The sequence below is a fragment of the Trichocoleus sp. DQ-A2 genome (genome assembly GCF_039961915.1).
In the GTDB taxonomy this organism is placed as follows: domain Bacteria; phylum Cyanobacteriota; class Cyanobacteriia; order Cyanobacteriales; family FACHB-T130; genus FACHB-T130.
The window spans coordinates 114,489-134,072 of sequence record NZ_JAMPKD010000008.1 but is presented as its reverse complement, the minus strand read 5'-3'; the positions used below and the strand labels follow the sequence as shown (position 1 = coordinate 134,072).

The following is a 19,584-nucleotide window of genomic DNA, read 5'->3' as shown; positions in this document are numbered from 1 at the left end:
ATTGAAGAAGTTGAGCGGGAAGGAAGGCTGTTCGTTCCTTCTATTTGCATCCTACTCAACTCCTAAAAATAGAAAATCCGTAAATCTGACAGTGGCTGGAAGGACACTATAGTTACCAAAAGTAAAAGATTGACCCGTTGCAACTTGTCCAGAGCTTTATTAAGAAAGATTAAAATATTTGGCGGGAGCTAACTTCAGCGTCCCTCTGTTCAGAAGATTGGTCAGAATAAGCAAAGAAAAGAGCGATATCTAGAGGCATCAATGCTTAACAGCAGCCAGTGCATAGAGACAAAATGCCCAATCCAGTTCACCGTGGACTTAATCGGCAGTAAATGGTCTATTCTGATTCTCAGAGAGTTGTTTACAAGCGATCGCCGTACCCACGAGTTCCTAGAAGCATTGCCTGGAATTAGCACCAAAACGCTGATGATACGGCTCAGAGAACTAGAAGAGTATGGTTTAGTGGAACGCCGAGTCTACGCAGAAATTCCTCCCCGCGTAGAGTATTCGCTCACCCAGAAGGGGCGAGAAATTCAACCCGTGATGACAGCGCTAAAGCAGGTGGGAGAACGATGGCTCAACCGAGATGCTTGTGTTTGTCCTCTTGATGGGATAGCTTTCTAGGAAAGGTCGCCTGCGTGACGCCGATTCCTAATAACAGCAATCTATGGTCAAAAGATGGGCAAAAGATATCGTTCGCCCTCATTAACGCGCTTTGTGAGCCGGGATGGGCAGTTGAACATCGTGCGGCGAGGGGTATCGGGATTTCATCGGGGCGATTTATATCATTTGCTGCTTACCCTTTCCTGGGGATGGTTCTTAGCGCTGTTCAGTCTGTTGTATTTAGTCTCCAACACGGTATTTGCCCTCATCTATCTAGCTGGAGGAGATTGCATCCAGAACGCTCAACCGGGTTCCTTCCTTGACGCCTTCTTTTTCAGCGTCCAGACGATGGCGACTATCGGCTACGGTGCGATGTATCCGCGTACGCCTTACGCGAATGCGGTGGTGACAGTCGAAGCGCTGGCGGGTCTTTTCGGAGTGGCAATGGCGACTGGACTGGCGTTTGCGCGGTTCTCCGTGCCAACGGCGAGGGTGATTTTCAGTCGCGTGGCAGCGATCGCTCCCTATGATGGGGTGCCGACTCTGATGTTTCGGACGGCTAACCAGCGGCGCGACGTAATTGTAGAAGCGCAGATCCGGGTGACTTTAGTTCGCAACGAAGTCAATCGGGAGGGAGAATTCATGCGTCGGTTTTACGATCTCAAATTAGTTCGCAGTCATACATCCATGTTTGCATTGAGTTGGACGGTGATGCATCAGATTGACGAGACGAGTCCGCTTTATGGGGTTACGGTAGACTCCCTGGCTGAGTCGGAAAGCGAGATCGTCGTGATGCTGACTGGGTTAGACGAAATCGTTTCACAGACGATCCATGCCCGTCACTCCTTTGCCACGTCCGATATCCTGTGGAATATGCGTTTTGTGGACATCTTATCTAGGATGCCGGACGGGCGGCGCTCGATCGACTATACCCGCTTTCATGATGTGATGCCGATAGAATCTGTCAGGGCTAATAAGTAGCTGGAAAAAGATAGTTTTCCCTTCGCCTAAGTTCAGCAAACCCTATTGGAGACAGAGACTCAGGTAGTTTAACAATGGTTTTTTTCCTGAGACTTAATATCATTTTCTTTCAATTGTCACCTGCCAAGTTTCCAGTGTGGTACCGACAGATTGATCGAGATTTGTTAAGGCATTGAGATAATCAATCGTTGCATCCAGTTCTCGGTTTCTTGCTTCTACTAAATTATTCTGAAAACTCACAACCTGAAAAATTGACCCTCTTCCCAATTTCAGTTTTTCTTGTTCTATTTGTAGTGTTCTCTCAGCCAATTGCCTTGCTTGCTGGGCAAGTTGCACCTGTCGAAGACTTAGATTTACATTTCTAACTCTATCTGTTACTTCAATATCGATACTTTGACGCAGATTTTCTAAAGTATTTTCTGCTTTCTGGAAGTTTACTTGACTTCGTTGATAATCTCGTTCCACAGTGAGATCGCCGAAGGTACGGGACAAGATTAACCCAGCTGTTAGTTGGGTGGTGTCATCTAAGGAATCGCCGTAACCTGCATCTAAGTCTAAGTTCCAGCGCCGGTTATTATCTGCAATTAATCTTTCAAATTTTGTTCTTTCCAAGCTGAACTGGGCTTGCAAATAATCCGGTCTGTTTTGAAAGGCAATTTGTTTTAGATTATTTAAATCTAAAGACTTCGATTGCAATACTATTTTTTCTACAGGTTCAATATTAAGAGTTTGCTCGATATCTAGAATATCTAACAAAGTTAATTTGACAGACTCCAGATTATTCCGAGCCTCTAACAAGCTGACTTCTCTATTTGCAATGTCTGTCTGGCTTTGAACAATTTCAACTGGCGCGAGTCGCCCAGCCTCAATCAAGGCTTGGTTAAATTCTAAAATTTGGCGGGCGCTTTCTAGAGAAATCTGCTCAATATTTAGTCTTTCCTGCGCTCTAAGTAAATTGCGGTAGACTAAGATAGCTTCAGTGATGGTATTAATGAGAGTTGATTTTAAACCTTGAATATTTGCTCTTTCATCGAGTCGAGCAATTTCAATAGGAGCTTGATTAACTGCAACACCAGCACCTCGTAATAGAGGTTGCGTTAAACGTAGCTGAAGATTTGAGCCAAATAGATTGTTATCTCTATCAACATTGAAATTATTTATATTTGACGTTTGACCGTTCGTTTCCCAACCAAAACGCAGCCTACCTCCCGTAGGAACCGTGACCTCAACAGTGGCACCAACACCAAGATCGCTATTCGTGCTAGTGTTTCCACCCGAACCAAAGCGATCGAGATTAAATGATAATCTAGGCGTAAAATCAGGGACAAATCTATCTTCTGCCACTGCTAAGTCTTGTCTTTGGGCGATTCTTTCTAAATAAGCGTTTTTGATATCTTTATTGTTTTGCAATACCAAGATAACAACATCAGCTAGGGTTAATTGAATCCCCCGCCCAGTTGTTACGGTTTCTTGTTGGTTGGGTTTTGGTTGCGCTTGAGCTAATAAAGCGGCTGGTTTCCTGGCTTCAGAGAACACCTTTAAAATTGACCGGGATGTGGCAACGGGAGGCGAAGATTGGGGGTGAATACTTTTTGCCGATGGGGGGATACTAGATCCCTCCAACTCTCCTTGTAAAGGCGGGCTAGTAGTCGGAGAGGGTGGGAATTGTCTTGGCTGGGTGTTAAGCGTAAAAGTTGGACTGGTTTTAGTTGCGAGTGGGGAAAGAGAAGAAGGAGCGATCGCATTCTTTACACCAGTTCCCCCTAAAACTATTGCTTTGCCTATGTTCACCCCCGGACTTTCTGAGACTGGAGCCGTTTTGAGCTTTGCTCTATCCGTTGGCGGAACCATAATCGGGCGTGCGAGTCCCGGCGTCTGTGTTTGAGCCGCTGTCCGAACATTAGCCGTCGTCGCTCTTACCGCCGTTGAATGAAGCTTAAAAACGGTGGCTAACGTTAACGTCGTGCCCAAAGTTGCAGTCACAAGCAGAACCACACCCCCAAACGAAGAGCGGATAGGGGGTAAAAACCTACCGCTAGAAGCTGGAGGTTGGGCATTCGGGTTGTCGTGCTTGTGCATGATCGCGGGTAGCTTTTAGCTGGTTGATTTTAGATTTTAGATTGAACCATTGCCGATTTAATCCAAAATCAAAAATTGAGCCGCTTTACGTAGTGCCTATTCGTGAGGCTAAGAGTTACGCAATGCTTTCACGGGATCGAGTCGGCTAGCTCTCACAGCAGGAAGAAACCCCGCGCCTACTCCTACCAACAGGGCAGATCCTAGGGATAAAGCAGCCGTCTTGCTTTCAAATTCGTAAGGTAACTTAAACGTTTCGGCGACAACCATCGTCAAGCCATGCACCGAGATAATAGCGGCAGTTCCCCCCAGTAAACTCAGGATTGCCGCTTCCAGAATAAATTGCAGCAAGATGTCCTGCCTTTTTGCCCCAATTGCCCGCCTCAGACCAATTTCTGGGGTACGCTCCATGACTGCTGCGATCGTGATATTGGCAATGCCGACACCACCGATGAGTAGCGAAATGATTCCCACCGCTGTCAGCCCATTGGATGCCATTTCCAAGGTTTGCTGCTGCGCCAAGATTTGCTGCACGTTGTTCCTGGCATAAATCTCTTTGCCTGGGAAGCGCTGCTCCATCAGTTGCTTGGCTTTATCTGCCAAATCCTGTAAGTCTTCTATCTTGTAAGGGCGTATTTGGATGGAGCCAATGTCGCGGCTACCCGTCAGGGCGTAGTAAAAAGACATCGGTATCCATACTTCACCTTCAGGTTCCCGAAAAGACGAGGTAACGGTTGGCACGACTCCAACAACCACATAGGGTCTGGCGTTGGCATAAATGGTTTCTCCAACAGCTTTCTGACCTTTAAAAAGTTTGTCTACTAAAAATTCATCGATCACCACGACAGGGCGATAGTTTTCAAAATCGGCAGGAGTGAAGAAGCGCCCTGCTACCAATTGCTTCCCCGACGTGAGCAGAAAGTCTTGAGTAACGGGCGTCATCTCAGGTTGGGCTTCTTCATCCTGAAATAAGGTTTGAGGATTGGGATAGAACCAACCAGAGGCACTGATTGCCCGCACGCCCTCTAGCCGCTGTCGCAAGTATTCCATGTCTTCTGACCGGAGTTCCTCTTGCACGTAGACAGAGACTTGAGGGGCGTCTCTCTCAGCGAGTTGCTTGGCAATTACCGCCCGACTGATGCTGCCAACTTGAAGCGTGGCGCTGACTGCCGCTACACCCATGAAAACGCCCAAGGTGGTGAGGGTAGAACGCAAAGGGTTGCTGCGTAGGGAGTTACAGGTGAGCGCGAGGAGGTCGAAGGAAGAGAGGCTCATATCAATTAAAAATTAGGAATTAGGAATCACCAATTACCCATTACTCATTACTGATTTCTTCTAATTCTTGTTTCTGATTTTTCTTGGACAATGACGGGCGTTCCTGGCTCTAGGGAAGCATCCGGTGGGGGTAGCACCACAGAGTCTCCTGCTTGCAAGCCCGAAGTCACCTCTACGGTCGTTAATCCCTCTAGCCCCAAAGATACGTCCCGTTTTTGCGCCTTGCCTTGATCTCGTATCCAGACAAAGGGTTTAGAACCAGAGCGCTGTATGGCTTCCGTATTCAAAACTACGACGTTCTGGCGCTGCTGCAAAATGATTTCGACGCTGACTTGGCTGCTAGGAATTAATCTGCGGGTGGGTTGGTCAAGCTTGACGATTGCAGGCACCGTGGCTTGCCCGGATTGGCTTTCTTGTTCACTACTGCCAGAAGTGCTAGCGATCGCTTGGGGATACAAGCTTTGCACTCGTCCAGTAAACTTCTTCGCATCGGGGCCAATCACACTAATGCGGACACGTTGATTACTCTTCACTTTGGCAGCATTCAGCGTGGAAAGATTGAGTTTCACCAACTCTTGCGTTGGATCGCCCAAAGTCAACAGGTCATTCCCGATATTGACTCCATTCCCATTCTTAACCATGATGTTAAGAACTTTCCCACTAATTGGCGCAGTGACGATGTTGTTTTGGAGTTGCTGCTGAAGATTTTTGATTTCCAGCACCTTCATCTGGATGTCTCGACTGGTGGTAGCGACTTCTAATTGTGCCTGCCGCAGTTCAGTTTGTGCTGTCGTCACTTTGTCTAAGATTTCTTGCTGATCCGTTTGACGCTGCTGCTGAAGGTTCTGGAGTTCCAGGCTACTCGTACTCGCTTCTAACTGAGCGTCCCGGAGAGCAGATTGGGCATCGCGGACTTGTTCTTGCTGATTCTGGAGTTCGTTGGCTGGAATGAAGCCTTTGTCAGCGAGGACTTGCAGCTGCTTGAGTTCCTGTTGGGCAGCCGTTAGCTTTTCCTGAGCTTCGGCAATCTTCTGCTGATTGCGTTTGATGCTGAGTTCCTGTTTCCGAATTGCCGCCTGCTGATTGACACGATTTTGGAGTTCTCTTCGGGCAGTTGTTAGCCTTTCCTGGGCTTCTTCTACTTTCTGGCGATTGCGTGCTAAGGTGAGTTCCTGTTTTTTAATCTCCAACTGCTGGGCGTCGAGGCTCGTTTCTTGCTTGGTGTCGCGCAGAACGATCAGTTTTTGACCAGCTTGAACGCGATCGCCAAGTTGTACTAACACCCGTTCCACAGCGCTTTCCGCTGGGGATTTGAGGGTTTGCTGACCGCCTAATTCAACCACGCCACTTTCATTGATCGTGTTCTCAACGGTGCCTCGCTCTACTTTGACCAAACGCACCGCCACGGGATCGCCGGAGCGATTTAGCAGCAACCCATAAACTAGCCAACCTCCTACGCTTGCTACTGCTAGACCTGCTGACCAAGCTAACCATTTGACTCCAGCCTTGAATTCCGGTTTGCCCAGTTTTCCAATTCCCAACACTTTGCCCGTCCAGTTTGCAGTGGTAAGCAAAAATCACCCTGCTACTGATAATAGTTCACCGTTCCGTCTATTTTTGAGCAGGTTTGGAAGCTTGATTTTGTCCGCCGTATTCGCCGCATTGCTGAATGAGTTTAGCGACTACACCTGTCCAGCCAGTTTGATGACTAGCGCCCAGTCCTGCGCCATTATCGCCATGAAAATATTCGTAGAACAGAATTAAATCGCGCCAATGGGGATTATTTTGAAAGGTTTCCGAGTCGCCATAAACCGGACGTTTACCTGATTCATCCTGAAGGAAAATTCGGGTTAGCCTTTGCGACAATTCTGTGGCGACTTCCCAGAGATTCATCATTTGACCAGAACCTGTGGGACATTCGACTTGGAAATCATCACCCAGGTAGTAATGAAATTTTTGAAGCGCTTCAATAATTAAATAATTAATCGGAAACCAAATAGGCCCGCGCCAGTTGGAATTCCCCCCAAATAAGCCGCTCCTGGATTCTGCGGGTTCGTAATCTACCCGGTATTCTTCTCCATTTACCTCAAAAATGTATGGATTACTCGCATGAAATTTTGAAACGGAGCGAATCCCATAGGGGCTTAAGAATTCATTTTCATCGAGCATTTTCTCTAAGATCCGGCGGAGTTTATCTCGATAAGCGATCGCCAGTAATCTTCTAGCACCAACCCCTGGCGTTTCCATACACGCAACATTTTGCTTTAGGTTAGGGCGATTTTGAATAAACCATTGCATTCTTTGTTGAAAACCTGGAAGTTTCTCTAAAGTTTCTGGTTCAATCGTGGCAACTGCTAATAGGGGAATCAGCCCAACCATTGACCGCACTTTTAATGGCAAATAGCTACCATCAGGTAGATGCAGCATATCGTAGTAAAAACCATCTGCTTCATCCCACAGAGATGTCTCTGCATCGCCCATACAGTTCATCGCATCAGCGATATAAAGGAAGTGTTCAAAAAATTTGCTGGCGATATCTTCGTAAGCGGAATTTTCCGGTGCCAACTCTAGCGCGATCGCTAGCATATTTAGACAGTACATTCCCATCCAACTTGTACCATCAGACTGTTCTAGGTTTCCGCCTGTAGGAAGTTCTACATTTCTGTCAAAGACACCAATGTTATCCATTCCTAAGAAACCTCCCTGAAATACATTTTTCCCTCCGATATCTTTGCGGTTCACCCACCAGGTAAAATTGAGTAGTAATTTTTGAAACACGCGCTCTAAAAACTTCTTATCAGTGCGACCATACATTTTTTGTTCAATCTTGTAAATGCGGAATGTTGCCCAAGCATGAACCGGCGGATTACCATCGCTGAAATCCCATTCATAGGCTGGTAATTGACCATTGGGATGCATATACCATTCCCGCGTCAATCTATCGAGTTGCCGCTTTGCAAAATCCGGATCGATTGTTGCTAAGGGAATGACATGAAAGGCTAAATCCCAGGCTGCAAACCAAGGATATTCCCACTTGTCCGGCATGGAAATAATGTCATCATTGAAAAGATGAATCCACTCAGAATTTCTAATATTTTGCCGCGACTTGGGTGATGGATGAATCGGATCGCCTTTTAACCATTCTTCTACAACATAGTAATAATATTGCTTATTCCACAACATTCCCGCGAAAGCTTGCCGCTGCACATTTTGCCTGTCTTCTGTTAGCGAACAAGGAGAAGTAACTTTTTCGTAAAATTCATCAGCTTCTCGTTTGCGATTTTGGAAAGCTGTGTCAAAATCCGCACCAAATGGTTCTGCAAAGCTAGGAATATCACTTAGCCTAAGCCGAATAACTTTGGTTTCGCCCGCACCAATTTTTAATTTATAATTAGCGGCAAATTTAGTTCCTATTTGGTTAGGATTTACAGCATCTTTTTGACCGCTGACAATATAATTATTAATTCCATCTTTTACGTAGGGCGAGGGATTATTTACCCCAAACAATCTTTCCTGATTTGTTTCATTTTCTGTAAACAACAGTAGAGGCGGCGTTTCCGCACCCTGATTCCCCTCACAATAAAGCCAGCGTTCGCCCAGCGTTGCTTCAGTAGCTTCTAAAATACTTAGATTTTCGTCACTTTTGAGCTTTTTGATTTTGGGCTTATCTTCAGAATTATTCCAAGACCAGGTATTGCGAAACCAGAGAGTTGGGAGAAGATGCAGAGTTTTCTCTTCGGTTCCTCGGTTGACAGCACTGATTTGAATTAAAATATCCTCTGGTGAAGCTTTGGCATACTCAACAAAAATATCGAAATAGGCATCGGAATCAAAGACTCCAGTATCAAGTAATTCAAATTCTCGGTCTTGATAACCTCTGCACTTATTTTCTTCAACGAGTTGAGTATAAGGAAAGGCTTGTTGTGGATATTTATAAAGACATTTCATGTAAGAATGAGTGGGAGTATTGTCAAGATAAAAGTAATATTCCTTGACATCCTCGCCATGATTTCCTTCCTTCCCAGTTAAGCCAAAAAGCCTTTCTTTAAGGATCGGATCTTCTCCATTCCAAAGCGCGATCGCAAAACAAAGCCGCTGATGATTATCCGAAATCCCGGCAATCCCATCTTCTCCCCAGCGATAAGCGCGAGAACGAGCCTGATCGTGAGTAAAATAGTCCCAAGCCGAGCCATCAGGACTATAATCTTCTCTCACCGTTCCCCACTGTCGTTCGCTCAAATAAGACCCCCATCGCCGCCAATGAGCTTTGCGATCGCGGTCTTCTTGTAATCTAGTTTCTTCTGGAGTCATCCTACTGTTAAATGATTAAAAATTTTCTAATGAATTCTAATTAAACTCAACAAAAATTTAAGTTGCTGGTCGAATAATGCGACAGGGATTTCCAGCAGCCACAACATTTTCAGGAATATCTTTAACAACAACACTTCCAGCTCCAATTGTGGTGTTGTCGCCAATTGTTACCCCTGGACAAATGATAGTGCCGCCTCCAATCCAGACATTATTGCCAATATTAATGGGTGCGGCGAGTTCCAGACCTGTTTGACGGATTTCAGGATCGGTCGGATGATAGGCGGTGTAAATTTGCACGTAGGGACCAAACAAAACATTGTCACCGATATGAACGGTATTGCAGTCTAGAATTACGCATCCATAATTCATGTACAACCCGTTGCCAGCGTAAATATTGCTACCGTAGTCACAGTGAAATGGAGGTACAATTTGAACCGTTGAGCCTACCTGAGCGAACAAGTCGTTGAGAATTTGCGATCGCAACTCTAGCTCTTCCTCAGTTGTCGCATTGTACATTCTTAATAGACGAGACGCCCGTTTGCTTGCAGCAGCAAGTTCCGGATCAGACGCTCGATATAGCTTACCTGCCAGCATCTTCTGTTTTTCCGTTTTTTCCACGGCATTGCTTCCTGCACTCTCTCTACAAGTATGCGTTGAAAGTCTACAAGCGTGATGAGAAAGCAATGAGAAATAGCCGCTTGTTCATGCCAAAGTTTCCTGGTTCACTGGCATCTGCCTAAATACAAAAAAAGAGAGGCTCCGCCTCCCCCTTTAGTCGTAAATTTAAATACACATTCCCAAGCACCTGCTTAAGAATAAGAAAGTCGGATTATTTTCTCATATGAGTAGCGATCGCTTCTAAAAGTGAAGCAGTTGTAAACGGTTTAGCAAGATAACCGTTTGCACCTAAGAGTTGCCCTTGGTGAAAGAAGTTTTCAGTAGTATCAGCCGTGAGAAAGATGAAGGGAATTGGAGCTGTAACCGGATCGGAACGAAGCGCCCTGAGAACTTCGTACCCATCAAGTTCTGGCATTCTCACATCACATAAAATCAAATCGGGACGCAATTCTTTTGCCAATTGCACTCCGATGCTGCCATTTTCAGCACCAATGGCAATAAATTCTCCTTCAATCAGGATGTCTAGGATGCTCTCACGGATTACTTCTTCATCTTCAATCACCAACACTTTTGTCATCAGTTCCTATCTAGCCATTCAATGACGCTCTGACAACAAAAGGGGTATTCAGCAATTCCATTGCTCAACTGGCTTGTATCAGTTTTATAATGCGACTCTCTAAAAACTATCTTATTTCTGAGGGTCGATCTCCACCAATCGAGAGTGCCTTCTTGCTCTGTTTCAACTGTTTCCAGAGACGCTTCACTTGTTCATATGCCTGTTCGGGAGCAAGCTTGCCTCCGGTCTCTAGAGCAGAAATGTAGCCAACTTTATGAGCAAACTCTTGCAAATTGGCATTAAAAGCGAGTTGTTCGGGCGTAAATGAGCCGTAATAGCGGCTTTGAGGGTAAAGAAAGCTGTTTTTGCTCGCTTGGTCAGGATTAATCATGGCTATCTTTTTATGACATTGAGTCTTAATTTCAAAATCTCTTGTAGATGTTACCTTAACCTAAATTTAACCTAATTTGATTACCCCCTAGGGAATATTCACAAATATCAACTTTCCTGAATTACTAAACAACAGGGATGATGTTCTGGCTTAGCTTCACCGATGCAGAGTTTACGGCACGTTGCACCCAACAAAGGCGATCTAAAGGCGATCGCGTCTCCCTCAAAAATTCAGCTACTTTCTCCTTGCCTCCATACGCTGTTGAAAGTCCCAAGACAGCACAGCAAACTGTATTGCCTGCGACACGCTAAATCTGCAAAAACAGTCATGCTTAAGGGGAACTCAGCCTAAGAATGCAAAGACGGCGATCGCTCGTTTGATGTTGCGGTAGATTTCGCAATTGGCTACCTTGCACAGACAGCGATCGCTTTTTATTGCCGGAAGCTACTTTCAGGATGGAGACTCAAAGCAATAGGAGAGATTTTGCGATTCCCCGCATCAGGGATAAAATCTCGCAATGCTGAGGTTAAAGAGCCAGAGCGATCGCCCGATCAACTGCTAACATCAGAAAATGAAATCTAAGCCGCCACTCATTGGAATTACTACCGCTGGTCAGCTGGATACGCGCCTGTTTAGCATTAGAGGCGACTATGTAGAGGCAGTGCGCTTAGCGGGTGGCTTACCGATGTTACTACCGCCGGGAGAACCCGATCCCGCAGCCATTTTAGAAAGAATTGATGGTTTAATCTTTTCTGGCGGGGGTGATATTGACCCCGCGGTTTACAACGACTCATCCCATCCCACAGTTTATAACGTCGATCATCAGCGCGATACCTTTGAGCTAGCTTTAGCCAAGCTGGTTTTAGATACAGATATCCCAGTGCTAGGGATTTGTCGCGGCTTGGAAATTTTGGTAGTTGCAACGGGTGGCAATTTGGTGCAGCATCTGCCGGATGAATTTGGTGACGCGATCGCGCACCGCACCCATCAGTCTCGCTTCTGCGAACATCATGTGCAAATTGACCCCGATAGTCGCCTAGCAGCGATGATTGGCATTACAGAGTCGGAGATAGTCTCGTGGCATCATCAAGCGGTGCGGACAGTACCACCAGGGTGGAGGGTTACGGCACGCGCTTCTGATGGCGTAATTGAAGCGATGGAACACGAACAGCATCCTTGGGCGATCGCGCTTCAGTGGCATCCAGAACTCGCTCTCCAAGATCCCTATCAGCAACGGATCTTTCAGGCGTTAGTCGAGACAGCACGTAAGCGCACAATTTAATTTTCAAGAGATCCACGTGTTCTCGACTACAAGGCACGGACACATCTCGAAAAGGCTGAAACGGGAAAAAATCTGTTTTGTAGACCTTTAATAAACGTTAGCGAAAGTGTTATTTAAATAAGCTTTTTTCGCATCCTTACTTATCGGGAAATCCAAAAACGAAGATTGTATCTATCTCTATCGTGTTCATCTGTGTTTAGACGTGATTTCCCTATTAAATGATTTTTCCAAAAAGAGAGAAAACCTCTCTATGAAGCGTCTCGTGGCAATTTTCGGTATTGTTGGAATTCTCAATGCCTGTGCAGCTCAAACTCCTCAATCACCTCAGGCAATTGAGCAAGCAACTAATTCTACTAAATCGACGGCTTCAAACTCAAAAACGACTTCACAAACTGACAAAAGTTCCCAGATAGCGAATTCGGATAATTCAGCAACTAAATTGCCAAAACTGGTTTCCGATAAAGATGAATTGCCTTCTCAGCAATTTGATTTTCACATCCGCAACATTGTGACTGCTGGCAATACTGTAAAGTTTCAATCCCGCAAGTATGATTTTGTTTTTGACAAAAATAGTAGTAATTTTTCTGTGCAACCAGGAAGCCTCCCCAAAAATTTTGTTTCTCAGCCAGAGAAGCATCAAAAAGCGCTAGGGGGAGAGTTAAATCTGCCTTCTCGTTACGAAACGATTGAATATGAAGGCAAGACTTATCAATATCGGGTAAGTCGTGAAGGGAATTCAGAAACTCCAGATTGCCAAAAAGAAGCAAAAGTCGTAATTAAGCTAATTACTCCTGATAAGCAATCGAAAACTCAAACCTTATATACAGGTAGTTGTCTGAGCTTTCCTTACATTACCGCCGCTAAAATTGTAGGCGATCGCTTGTGGTGGTCGCTTGCCTTTCCGCAAGGAGAAGGGTATACCGGCAAAACAACTCTCGTTGGTTATCAGCCGCAGCAGCAGAAATGGACAGTTATTCATCCACAAGGGATGGATAGACAAGAGATTCTGGATTTCGAGATTTCAGGAACTCGCGATCGCCCAACATTCTGGATGGCAACAAAAATTAGTGGAGAAGGCAACAACTATTCACCAGGAATGGGATTAGTCGCGTACCGTCCCAACTCTTCTGACCTGCAATCTGGTTCTGTGACTTCGTACCGCGTAGACAACAGTCCGCTCATCGGTACAATTCCCGATAAGCTATTGCTGGAATCAGATCGGCTTTGGGTTGGTACAGGCAACGGGGTCTGCCAGTTGCAATTGTCAGTTCCCGATAATCCTGATTGGAAATGCTGGCGCTTTGCCATCACCGCACAACTGCCGACCGAGAAAGTACCTCTCTACAGCGCATTGTTGAACGACACCCCTGCGGCTACTCTCGATGCGACTGCGGGACAAACCGTTGAAGTTCTCTGGTGGTTGCCTACAGACTATACCAGTAACGATCAACCTCTGCCGCGCCGGAAAGGTCGTTACGAAGTCAGATATGAAACAGGCTTCACAGTGACGCTGGATGGGCAGGGGGCAACTTCTTGGTCTGAAATTTTTGGATCATCGGAAAAGCCGCCGGTGTGGTTTTCTCCTGTCTCCTGGCCTGGTAATGACTGGCATTGGGACGGTTCGCGCTTTGTCCGAGGATTTGATGAAGTGTGTGAGTGTCACTCTGGGGGAGGTACTAGAGGCATTGGTTCTATAGAGCGCGATCCTAGCGGTGGCATTAATCTTAATGCTATGCGAGGCGATCTGGAGTTAGTAAATTTGTCGAAAAATTCTACCAGCATCAAGTATTATTCTGGCTGGATTGACGATGCTCTTATCAATCCTTACCCAACTGTGGTGCCACAACCTCCAAAAAACGCTCAACCTAATCCTCTAGAATCTATCGCGAAGCAACTCTAATCCGGGGTTCTGTAAGGTACAACAGAAACTTCAGGAGACGTTGTTACCCACTTCGGAGATTGAGGAACGAAAATCACTAATTAGATGGAGAGAATTATTTGTAGTTCCTCATTCTATCTCTATGTCAACATTAAGTTTCGTTCCTCAAACGCCACGTCACAAGAGTTGGGAAGCCTCCGTTTTCAGGTGGCTTCCCAACCTTTAACGCATTAAAGGACTCCCGTGGTGATGGACTAAATACCACTTTTGTGCCATTCGCTCAAAAATATTCGTTGCCATCGACTGGGCTTTGACTCTTCTACCACCGCTGACTTGAAACACATTTTCGACAAGCACGACGTAGGCAATATTATCTCGAATCTCTGTAGCGATAATCTCCGTTTCTATTTCAATGTAGCTGGTGTTTTTAAATATCTGTTCCCAGGAAGAGCGAATTTCCTTGCCGCCTTTCAGTGCTTTGCGTCCGGGGTGTATACAAAGAGTCCCGGTTCCTTGCGAACAGATTGCACTCATGGCTTCGATATCTTTTTTCTCGAAGCCTCGATAGAAAGCTTGATTGGCGGCTAATACCTCTTGCTCGTCGCTCATAGTTGCCTCACCTCATTTAAATTTTGACAGAATCAATTATCATGTTCTTAACTTAGGCGTTTCAGTATCAAAATATTCACGCCAGCGACTAATCCGACCCGCTTGGAAATTAATAACAATAACATCATCGGCTTTGTTACAACGACCTGTTGCATTTTCAGTATCTTCGTAATACCACTCGACTACTGCGCGATCGCCATCAACGATAACCTGCTGAATCTCAATTCTTACATCTGAATACTGCTGAGCAAAATGAGCGACTTCTTGCCGAATTCTCTCTTGCCCCTGCCATCGTTGACCCGGTACGATGATTTCACCGTTGGGCGTAAACAGTGCTGCTAGAGCCTCGCCGTCACGCGCAATCCAAGCGTCTCTAGCTTGCGCGATCGCTATCCGAATGTCTTCTGGATTCATAGACTGATTGGCAAACGCACCTTTGCTAAAATCTGTATTTAATAATATGAGGCTTAATCCTACCTATATAAACCATTTTAAATGAAAAAGATGTATTAATAAAATAATAAAGGCTATCGTAATTACATTTAACTTTAAAAATGTTGTTTTTTACGAACCGCAGAGGCGGCAGAGAAAACAAATACAGAGAAAATTTATAAGTTAGGCTAGGAAAGCTATGCATCCCTCCACCAGCAGAATGAGTTGATAGCAAGTTTACTAAATGATTAGAAGGCGAGCTACCCGAATTCTCTAAGAATTCGGGTAGCTGAACCTCTAGCTCATAACTAAAATCTGATTGCTATACTATTTTGGATTGTCAAATACTTACGATTTTCCTTGTCTCTACCAGTCCGTAGCTTCAGAAAATCAAACTCAGAAAATTAAGTATGGTAACGGTCAAACAAAATGGGATTACCAACGAGGGGAATGGAGGTTATTAAAGCCTTTTCTGAGAGTATCTTATCGCCCTGCCAGAAAATTTACTTTAAGGTAGACTCAAGCTGCTAAAGAAAGAAGCTTGAGGCTGGAATTTTTAAACGTCTTTTTTACTTCAAGGGTAAGGAAAGAAGCTGGATGCTGGAATTTTTAAATGTCTTTTTTAGTTCAGGAGGGTTTATCCCTCACGGTCATTGCTACCTATGGAAGCCTGGTTTGGTGTGGCTTCATATCGTGTCCGATTCTCTGATTGCCCTTGCTTATTATTCGATCCCAGTGACGCTGTTCTACTTTGTCCGAAAGCGTGAGGATCTCCCATTTGACTGGATTTTTCTACTATTTGGCTCATTTATCATCGCCTGTGGTACCACCCATGTCATGGAGATTTGGACGCTTTGGCATCCTACCTATTGGCTGTCTGGGTTCGTCAAAGCAATTACCGCTTTAGTTTCGGTGTACACGGCTGCGTCTCTGGTGCCCTTGGTTCCTAAAGCGCTTGCTCTCCCAAGCCCCGCAGTGTTGGAAGCAACGAACCGAGAACTGGAAAACCAAATCGCCTACCGCTTGCAGATAGAGGAGGCGCTGCAAGCAAGCGAAGAACGATTTCGGAGTGCCTTTGACTATGCGGCGGTGGGAATGGCGCTAGTGGCAACAGATGGACGCTGGCTGGAAGTCAATCGTTCTTTATGCGAGATCGTTGGCTATTCGGAGCAAGAATTATTGGCTAGGAACTTCCAAGCGATTACGCATCCAGACGATTTAGAAACCAATCTGGAATATATGCACCAAATGCTGGCTGGCAAGATTCAGCATTACAACGTGGAGAAGCGATACCTCCACAAACAGGGACACATTGTATGGATTTTCTTGAGTGGATCGCTGGTGCATAATGCCAAGGGTGAACCGTTGTTTACTGCTCAGTTTCAAAACATCACGCAGCGCAAGTTGGCAGAAGAGGAGAGAAAGGCATCGCAAGCGCGACTGGCTGGGATTTTAGATATTGCTGAGGATGCAATTATTTCCGTAAACGAAACTCAACAAATTACCTTATTTAACCAAGGGGCGGAAAAAATATTTGGCTATACCGCCAATGAGGTAATTGGTCAGTCCCTGGATTTGCTGTTGCCAAAGCGGGCTGCGATCGCTCACCGTCAGCATATTCGCAATTTTGACACTTCTGTGGGTACCGCCCGGAAGATGGGAGAGCGCAACGAGGTTTTTGGACAGCGTAAAAATGGTGTGGAGTTTCCAGCGGAAGCTTCCATTTCTAAGCTGGAATTAGCTGGGGAAAAAATATTTACCGTAATTTTACGAGACATCACCGAACGCAAGCGGGGGGAGGAAGCTTTATCCCAACTAGCCTCGATTGTTGAGTCCTCAGAGGATGCAATCGTGGGCAAAACACTAGATGGAATCATTACCAGCTGGAACTCAGGGGCTGAACGAATCTATGGCTATACCGCCCAAGAAGTCAAGGGACAGCCAATCTCGATTCTGTTGACACCCGACCGCTTCAATGAGATGCCGTCAATTTTGGCAAGAATCAAGCAGGGAGAACGCATCCCCCCTTATGAAACCGTGCGCCTTAAAAAAGACGGCAGCCAAATTGATGTTGCCATTACGATTTCTCCAATTAAGAATCGGGTGGGTCAGGTGACGGGTGCCTCAGCGATCGCTCGTGACATTAGCGATCGCCGCGCCATAGAACGCCTCAAAGATGAGTTTGTCTCTATCGTCAGTCACGAACTGCGGACGCCCCTAACCTCGATTCGCGGTGCCCTCGGCTTGCTGGCAGGGGGTCTGCTGACTGCTAAACCGGAAAAGGCTCAACGGATGCTGGAGATTGCCGTCTCGAATACCGACCGCTTAGTGCGCCTGATTAACGACATCCTCGATATTGAGCGCATCGAGTCGGGTCAGGTGGCGATGGAGAATCAGATTTGCGATGCGGCAACTCTAATGCTTCAGGCATCAGAGGTGATGCGGGCAATGGCTGACAAAGCTGGAGTCACCCTATCCGTGTCTCCCCTATCCGCCCAACTGTACGCCGATCCTGACCGGATCATCCAGACCCTGACGAACCTACTCAGCAATGCCATCAAATTCTCGCCTCCTAGCAGCAGTGTCTATCTCAGCGCCGAAATTCAACAGACTAGGGAGCCGCTTGTAGAGACGCGATTTCCCGCTTCTGGAGCCGGGGAGGGTAGAACAGAGAAAGAAGTTACCTCCTCACCTCCTCAATCTCTCACCCTTACAGTCTTGTTCAAAGTGAAAGACCAGGGACGAGGGATTCCCGCACAGAAGCTGGAAAGCATCTTTGACCGATTCCAACAAGTTGATGCCTCTGACTCGCGCGATAAAGGTGGCACAGGTCTGGGGTTAGCAATCTGCCGCAGCATTGTGCAACAGCATGGAGGTCGTATCTGGGTCGAAAGTACGCTGAATGAAGGTAGTACCTTTTTCTTTACACTGCCCCTTTTGGGTGGTGAGACACGAATGCTGAATGCTGAGGATGAAGGGGAGAATCTCTCTGAGGGAGACGCGACAACAGCGCCAGCCGAAAACTCTCCTCTGGCTACTCAGGACGGTGCCGTGCCCTTACCTTCGGACGCTGACAATGCACTGGGTACGCCTCTGGTGCTGGTGTGTGATGATGAGCCTGCGGTCTGTGCCGTAGTCCAAACTTTGCTAGAACAGCGCGGCTACCAAGTCAAGACGGCTTTCTCAGGTAAAGAAGCTGTAGAATTGGCGCTACAGGAGCAACCTGCGGTGATTCTGCTCGACTTGATTATGCCCGGTATGAACGGCTGGCAAACAATGGCGGTTTTGAAACAGCGACCCGATACGCGGGAGATTCCCATCGTCATTTTCAGCGTTTTATCCCCAGAGCAGAGTAATCTCCTCAAATCTTCTTTAGAGAATCAGACCTTCAGTAGCCTGCTAGATAGAGACCTTCTGCAAACCGATCTGGGTCAGTTGCAGCAGTCTGAGCCGTCAGATGCGATCGCTTCCAATGCAATTGTGATAGAGAATGCAGCCGGTTCTAATATTGACAGTGTGGATTCTCCCATCAACGACATTTCGCCTCAGGTATCGCTTTCACCAAACTCAGATGATGACAAGCCGCGCCCTCCTGATTTTACCGGCTGGGTTCGCAAACCCCTGAATGAAGCATCCTTATTTCAAGCGCTGGAGCATTCGTTACAACAGGCAAAGGTTGCCAGAGTTTTGCTGGTGGAAGACGACCTGGATCTGGCGCGGGTACTGATTGCTCGATTTGAGCGACACGGTTTGGAAACGATTCACGCAAAAAACGGACGCGAGGCAATCCAAAAATTAGCAAAGATAAATCCCGATCTGCTAGTGCTGGATATCGTGCTGCCGGAGTACGATGGTTTTGCTGTAGTAGACTGGCTGCGTCAGTGCAATCGCCTGCGCCAAATTCCAATCGTGGTATATTCTGCTAAGGATTTGAACAACGCCGAAAGAGAGCGGTTGCGGCTGGAACAAACCGAGTTTCTCACTAAAGGTCGGATTACTCCAGAACAATTTGAAGGGCGCATCATTGCCTTACTGAATCGGATGGTTCCCAACAGGAAGGAAAACTGCAATGGTGACAACGAAGCGCATCCTGGTAATTGATGATGAAGAGGATATTCGGGAAGTAGCTCAGTTGAGCTTAGAAATGGCAGCCAACTGGGATGTTTTGACAGCGAGTTCTGGGAGGGAAGGGCTTGCCAAGGCTGAAGTTGAACAACTTGACGCCATCCTTCTGGATGTGATGATGCCTGACTGGGACGGTGTAACAACGTTTCAACAGCTGCAAGCGAATCCGGCAACCCAGCACATCCCCGTACTTTTGTTGACTGCTAAGATGCAGGCTGCCGACAAACGCCGTTTTGCTCAACTAGGAGTAAAGGCAGTAATTGCGAAACCTTTCGACCCGATGACTCTGGCAGATCAAGTTGCGAAGTCTTTAGGATGGGATATTTAACTGAGTTTTGCTACCAATCGACTGCAAACTCACCCCATCCCAAATTTGAGTGAAACCCAAAAGAATAGGGCGCAGTTGTGCGCCCTATTCTTGTTAAACAGTAAAATCAATTCGATGA

General features: G+C 46.3%; 16 protein-coding genes. 7 read left to right on the top strand and 9 right to left on the bottom strand.

Features of this window, described 5'->3' with window-relative positions; genetic code table 11:
- Nucleotides 1–261 precede the first annotated feature (261 nt).
- Both NC997_RS09940 and NC997_RS09935 read left to right on the top strand, forming a co-directional pair.
- Nucleotides 262–624, top strand: a complete 363-nt coding sequence (locus tag NC997_RS09940; protein WP_190410050.1) for a helix-turn-helix domain-containing protein — start codon at nt 262–264, stop codon at nt 622–624.
- 54 nt (nt 625–678) lie between these two features.
- Complete coding sequence (locus tag NC997_RS09935; protein WP_190410051.1) at nt 679–1,584, top strand: ion channel; 906 nt, start codon at nt 679–681, stop codon at nt 1,582–1,584.
- Between the two features lie 99 nt (nt 1,585–1,683).
- On the opposite strand, the gene NC997_RS09930 is transcribed toward NC997_RS09935, so the two are convergent.
- The 7 genes from NC997_RS09930 to NC997_RS09900 all read right to left on the bottom strand — a co-directional run bounded on the left by NC997_RS09930 (nt 1,684) and on the right by NC997_RS09900 (nt 10,811).
- Nucleotides 1,684–3,663, bottom strand: a complete 1,980-nt coding sequence (locus tag NC997_RS09930; RefSeq protein WP_190527127.1) for a TolC family protein — start codon at nt 3,661–3,663, stop codon at nt 1,684–1,686.
- Between the two features lie 108 nt (nt 3,664–3,771).
- Nucleotides 3,772–4,935 (bottom strand): ABC transporter permease, encoded by a 1,164-nt coding sequence (locus tag NC997_RS09925; RefSeq protein ID WP_190527125.1) that lies wholly within the window; start codon nt 4,933–4,935, stop codon nt 3,772–3,774.
- Nucleotides 4,936–4,982: 47 nt separating this feature from the next.
- Nucleotides 4,983–6,509, bottom strand: a complete 1,527-nt coding sequence (locus NC997_RS09920) for an efflux RND transporter periplasmic adaptor subunit (protein ID WP_199306158.1) — start codon at nt 6,507–6,509, stop codon at nt 4,983–4,985.
- 37 nt (nt 6,510–6,546) lie between these two features.
- Entirely contained in the window at nt 6,547–9,246 is a 2,700-nt protein-coding gene (locus NC997_RS09915; RefSeq protein WP_190527124.1) for a glucosidase, read from the bottom strand.
- A 57-nt stretch (nt 9,247–9,303) separates the two neighbouring features.
- Nucleotides 9,304–9,864, bottom strand: coding sequence for a sugar O-acetyltransferase (locus NC997_RS09910; protein WP_190527122.1), 561 nt, complete (start codon nt 9,862–9,864; stop codon nt 9,304–9,306).
- 211 nt (nt 9,865–10,075) lie between these two features.
- A complete protein-coding gene (locus NC997_RS09905; protein WP_190410056.1) occupies nt 10,076–10,441 on the bottom strand; it encodes a response regulator in 366 nt (121 codons plus the stop codon).
- A 106-nt stretch (nt 10,442–10,547) separates the two neighbouring features.
- Nucleotides 10,548–10,811: a hypothetical protein gene (locus NC997_RS09900; protein WP_190410057.1), complete on the bottom strand. Its 264-nt coding sequence runs from the start codon at nt 10,809–10,811 to the stop codon at nt 10,548–10,550.
- Nucleotides 10,812–10,948: 137 nt separating this feature from the next.
- Between NC997_RS09900 and NC997_RS09895 the strand changes: the two genes are divergently transcribed.
- From NC997_RS09895 to NC997_RS09885, 3 genes are all read left to right on the top strand, one after another.
- Nucleotides 10,949–11,122: a hypothetical protein gene (locus NC997_RS09895; protein WP_190527119.1), complete on the top strand. Its 174-nt coding sequence runs from the start codon at nt 10,949–10,951 to the stop codon at nt 11,120–11,122.
- A gap of 260 nt (nt 11,123–11,382) precedes the next feature.
- Nucleotides 11,383–12,093, top strand: a complete 711-nt coding sequence (locus tag NC997_RS09890) for a gamma-glutamyl-gamma-aminobutyrate hydrolase family protein (RefSeq protein WP_190439082.1) — start codon at nt 11,383–11,385, stop codon at nt 12,091–12,093.
- Between the two features lie 250 nt (nt 12,094–12,343).
- A complete protein-coding gene (locus NC997_RS09885; RefSeq protein WP_190527117.1) occupies nt 12,344–13,993 on the top strand; it encodes a hypothetical protein in 1,650 nt (549 codons plus the stop codon).
- Between the two features lie 201 nt (nt 13,994–14,194).
- On the opposite strand, the gene NC997_RS09880 is transcribed toward NC997_RS09885, so the two are convergent.
- Nucleotides 14,195–14,581, bottom strand: a complete 387-nt coding sequence (locus NC997_RS09880) for a nuclear transport factor 2 family protein (RefSeq protein WP_190527115.1) — start codon at nt 14,579–14,581, stop codon at nt 14,195–14,197.
- Between the two features lie 39 nt (nt 14,582–14,620).
- Nucleotides 14,621–14,995, bottom strand: a complete 375-nt coding sequence (locus NC997_RS09875) for a nuclear transport factor 2 family protein (protein WP_190527113.1) — start codon at nt 14,993–14,995, stop codon at nt 14,621–14,623.
- 615 nt (nt 14,996–15,610) lie between these two features.
- Here NC997_RS09875 and NC997_RS09870 point away from each other — a divergent pair.
- Entirely contained in the window at nt 15,611–19,114 is a 3,504-nt protein-coding gene (locus NC997_RS09870) for a PAS domain S-box protein (RefSeq protein ID WP_190527111.1), read from the top strand.
- Entirely contained in the window at nt 19,086–19,466 is a 381-nt protein-coding gene (locus NC997_RS09865; RefSeq protein WP_190527282.1) for a response regulator, read from the top strand. The genes NC997_RS09870 and NC997_RS09865 overlap by 29 nt, the downstream gene beginning before the upstream one ends.
- Nucleotides 19,467–19,584: the final 118 nt, after the last annotated feature.

What these genes read in the sequence shown, in the direction of transcription:
- NC997_RS09940 (WP_190410050.1), top strand. Translation starts at nt 262, where the DNA reads ATGCTTAACAGCAGCCAGTGCATAGAGACAAAATGCCCAATCCAGTTC.
- NC997_RS09935 (WP_190410051.1), top strand. Translation starts at nt 679, where the DNA reads ATGGGCAAAAGATATCGTTCGCCCTCATTAACGCGCTTTGTGAGCCGG.
- NC997_RS09930 (WP_190527127.1), bottom strand. Translation starts at nt 3,663, where the DNA reads ATGCACAAGCACGACAACCCGAATGCCCAACCTCCAGCTTCTAGCGGT.
- NC997_RS09925 (WP_190527125.1), bottom strand. Translation starts at nt 4,935, where the DNA reads ATGAGCCTCTCTTCCTTCGACCTCCTCGCGCTCACCTGTAACTCCCTA.
- NC997_RS09915 (WP_190527124.1), bottom strand. Translation starts at nt 9,246, where the DNA reads ATGACTCCAGAAGAAACTAGATTACAAGAAGACCGCGATCGCAAAGCT.
- NC997_RS09905 (WP_190410056.1), bottom strand. Translation starts at nt 10,441, where the DNA reads ATGACAAAAGTGTTGGTGATTGAAGATGAAGAAGTAATCCGTGAGAGC.
- NC997_RS09900 (WP_190410057.1), bottom strand. Translation starts at nt 10,811, where the DNA reads ATGATTAATCCTGACCAAGCGAGCAAAAACAGCTTTCTTTACCCTCAA.
- NC997_RS09895 (WP_190527119.1), top strand. Translation starts at nt 10,949, where the DNA reads ATGATGTTCTGGCTTAGCTTCACCGATGCAGAGTTTACGGCACGTTGC.
- NC997_RS09890 (WP_190439082.1), top strand. Translation starts at nt 11,383, where the DNA reads ATGAAATCTAAGCCGCCACTCATTGGAATTACTACCGCTGGTCAGCTG.
- NC997_RS09885 (WP_190527117.1), top strand. Translation starts at nt 12,344, where the DNA reads ATGAAGCGTCTCGTGGCAATTTTCGGTATTGTTGGAATTCTCAATGCC.
- NC997_RS09880 (WP_190527115.1), bottom strand. Translation starts at nt 14,581, where the DNA reads ATGAGCGACGAGCAAGAGGTATTAGCCGCCAATCAAGCTTTCTATCGA.
- NC997_RS09875 (WP_190527113.1), bottom strand. Translation starts at nt 14,995, where the DNA reads ATGAATCCAGAAGACATTCGGATAGCGATCGCGCAAGCTAGAGACGCT.
- NC997_RS09870 (WP_190527111.1), top strand. Translation starts at nt 15,611, where the DNA reads ATGCTGGAATTTTTAAATGTCTTTTTTAGTTCAGGAGGGTTTATCCCT.